We start from the raw sequence: 3,332 nt of genomic DNA, 5'->3' as shown, positions 1-3,332 counted from the left end.
ACCCTGAATACCATCCTCACCACCAGTAAAGGGAAGCTGCACTGCGAGGAAGTAGACCATTTGAGAAAGAGCAAGCGTAACCATTGCAAAATAAATACCTTGCCTGCGAATTGCTAAAGAGCCAATTAAAAAGCCCAAGAAAGCTGAGCCAAGAACACCCAAAGCAATTCCAAACTCAGGGGACAGCCCAGCCTCTTTGCAAAGATACGCGGTAATGTAAGCAGAGGTTCCAAAAAATGCTGCATGCCCAAAAGAAAGAAGGCCAGTAAAGCCCAGCAACAAATTGAAGGCGCAAGCAAAGAGTGCGAAACATAAAACCTTCATTGCAAACACAAGATAAATGAAATCTTGGAAGGGCAGTAACAGGGCAATTAAAACTAGAATGCCGTACAGTAATTTTGTTTTTGAGTTCAACTTATTTCTCCCGGCCGAAAAGTCCAGCAGGACGAATAAGCAAAACAATTGCCATGATTACGAAAATAACTACGCCAGATGCTTCTGGATAAAAAACTTTAGTTAGACCTTCAATTAAGCCTAACGCTAGGCCGGTCAAAATGGATCCCATAATAGAACCCATGCCACCAATCACAACAACCGCAAAAACCACAATGATGAGATTCGAGCCCATCAATGGATTCACTTGAAAAATTGGTGCAGCCAAAACACCAGCAAAGCCGGCAAGACCGACGCCATAAGCATAGGCCAAAGAAATCATTAAAGGCACATTGATGCCAAATGCTTGGAGTAGTTTTGGGTTTTCAGTTCCAGCACGAAGATAGGAACCCAATTTCGTTCTCTCAATAACATACCAAGTAGAGAAGCAAACCACTAGAGAAGCAACTACAACCCACAAACGATATTTAGGCAAGATGATGCCAATCGACTCTAATGGGATGGCACCCTGCAATATCTCTGGGGCTGGATAGCTCTCACCAGAAATTCCATACCAATGACGGAACATTCCCTCAATAATGAGCGCCAAACCAAAAGTTAATAAAAGGCCATATAAGTGATCTAGGTGGTAAAGGCGCTTGAGCATGGTGCGCTCAAGAATCAAACCAAAGCCCGCCATAACCAAGGGCACCAAAATTAATGCAAACCAATAATTAATAGAAAACTCAGGAAAGCCAAACCATTGACCTACTTGAGTTAAACCAATCCATGCAACAAATGCACCCATCGTGTATTGAGCACCATGGGAAAAATTGATGATGTTGAGTAGGCCAAAAATAATGGCCAAACCCAAACTCAAAATGGCGTAAAAGGAGCCATTGATAAGCCCCACCAAGAGCTGAGCAACCAGCCCTTGTGGGGTAATTCCAAGAAGTTCAAACATGCTTAATTAGAAATGGATTACTTGTTAGTAACCAACTTGCATCGTGACAATGAAAGTGGTTGTGTTGCCTCAGCAGCCGGAATCACCGCTTTGACGTTGTAATAATCCCATGGGCTCTTAGATTCAGATGGCTTCTTCACTTCGAGCAAATACATGTCATGTTCAAACTTACCATCGGCACGGATTTTTCCTTTGAATAATCCATCGTCAATGTTGGTTGATCTCAAGGCCTTCATTACTGCCTGAGTATCATCTGTGCCAGCCTTTTGAACTGCAGCTAAGTAAGCAAGAACTGATGAATAGACGCCAGCTTGAACGCTGGTTGGCATCCGCTTATGCTGCAAGATAAAGCGTTTGGCAAACGCGCGGGTCTTCTCATCTCTATCCCAGTAGAAGCCTTCTGTTAGGTACATACCTTGGGCTGCATTCAAACCCAAAGAGTGAACATCAGAAATAAACATGAGCAAAGGAACAACGGTTTGTTTTTTGTTGATACCAAACTCTGAGGCTTGTTTAACGGAGTTGATGGTGTCTTGACCAGCATTTGCTAATGCAACAACATCTGCGCCACTGGCCTGAGCCTTCAGCAAGTATGAAGAGAAGTCGCTATTAGGGAATGGGTGCTTACTTGTACCAAGCACTTTGCCGCCGTTGGCATTAACAACATTGGTTGAGTCTTTCTCTAGGGCTGCTCCGAAAGCATAGTCAGCAGTCAAGAAGTACCAGTTCTTTTTGCCTTGCTTAACAACTGCTTTAGCGGTACCGTTTGAAAGCGCATAGGTGTCATAAGTCCAATGCACGTTATTAGCAGTACATTTTTCATTGGTAATTGGTAATGATGCTGCACCAGACACCAAAGTAATCTTGTTCTTTTGTTCCGCGACTTCCATGACAGCAAGTGCAACGTTGGTCGAAACCAACTCAACAATCACATCAACACCGTCTTTGTCATACCACTCGCGCGCTTTGTTGGCGGCAATATCTGCTTTGTTCTGATGGTCGGCACTAACAAGCTCAATCTTCTTGCCAATAACAGTGCCATCTTTTGAGAAGTCGGCAATTGCCATTTTTGCGGCAATCACCGCGCCAGGACCAGCCAAATCAGAATAGGTAGAAGAAAGGTCAGTTAAAACACCAATCTTGATTACATCACCACTTACTTTAGATGTTTGCGCGAATGCTGGGTTTGAACCAAAAAAGGTTGCCGCCACCAGACACGCAGTAATTTGCTTTAACTTCATTTAGGTCTCCTATAAATAACTGCTAAACACCAAGATACTCATTTAACAAGCTTGCCTTCTCAGCCAACTCACTTTGATTGACAACCTCGACCACATTGCCATGTTCAACCACATAATGACGATCTGCTAGAGGTGCAGCAAATCGGAAGTTTTGCTCCACCAACACAATAGTGAAGCCTTTGTTACGTAAGCTTGTTACCACCTCACCCAACTTTTGAACAATCACCGGCGCCAAACCTTCGGTAATTTCATCCAGCAACAGTAATTTGGCACCCGTCCTCAAAATGCGTGCCATTGCAAGCATCTGCTGCTCGCCACCCGAGAGTCTTGTGCCTGGACTATTGCGTCGCTCATACAGGTTGGGAAACATTTCATAAATCTCATCCAAACCCATGCCGCCAGGGGCGATCTCAGGCAACAACAATAAATTCTCTTCGGCACTTAAGCTAGCAAAGATGCCGCGCTCCTCAGGACAAAAACCAACACCAAGCCGAGCAATCCTATAGGTTGGCATGGCAATCGTTTGGTTGCCATAAACCTCTACCGAACCCGTTCTCTTACTTGTTAAACCTAAAATGGTTTTTAAAATCGTGCTTCGCCCAGCCCCATTGCGACCCAACAGCGTAACCACCTCACCATCACGAACTGAAAAGTTCACACCGTGAAGGATATGAGACTCGCCATACCAAGATTCGAGATTTTTAACCTCCAATGCCATGGTGCTCATAAGTTGTCGCCCCCATGGCTACCCATAT

4 protein-coding genes are annotated in these 3,332 nt (G+C 44.4%); all 4 read right to left on the bottom strand.

Annotated features, from left to right (window positions below):
- The coding region (locus B7X71_RS14065; RefSeq protein ID WP_293601068.1) for a branched-chain amino acid ABC transporter permease at positions 1-414 on the bottom strand (414 nt) is incomplete at its 3' end.
- Between the two features lies 1 nt (position 415).
- The gene (locus B7X71_RS14060; RefSeq protein WP_215302320.1) at positions 416-1,336 is read right to left on the bottom strand and encodes a branched-chain amino acid ABC transporter permease; all 921 of its coding nucleotides are present in this window, start codon (positions 1,334-1,336) and stop codon (positions 416-418) included.
- A 17-nt stretch (positions 1,337-1,353) separates the two neighbouring features.
- Positions 1,354-2,577 (bottom strand): ABC transporter substrate-binding protein, encoded by a 1,224-nt coding sequence (locus B7X71_RS14055; RefSeq protein WP_215387012.1) that lies wholly within the window; start codon positions 2,575-2,577, stop codon positions 1,354-1,356.
- 22 nt (positions 2,578-2,599) lie between these two features.
- Positions 2,600-3,304 (bottom strand): ABC transporter ATP-binding protein, encoded by a 705-nt coding sequence (locus B7X71_RS14050; RefSeq protein WP_215302318.1) that lies wholly within the window; start codon positions 3,302-3,304, stop codon positions 2,600-2,602.
- Positions 3,305-3,332: the final 28 nt, after the last annotated feature.

This window comes from Polynucleobacter sp. 39-46-10 (assembly GCF_002282275.1).
The sequence above is the reverse complement of the archived record's forward strand: the minus strand, read 5'-3'. Positions and strand labels throughout refer to the sequence as shown.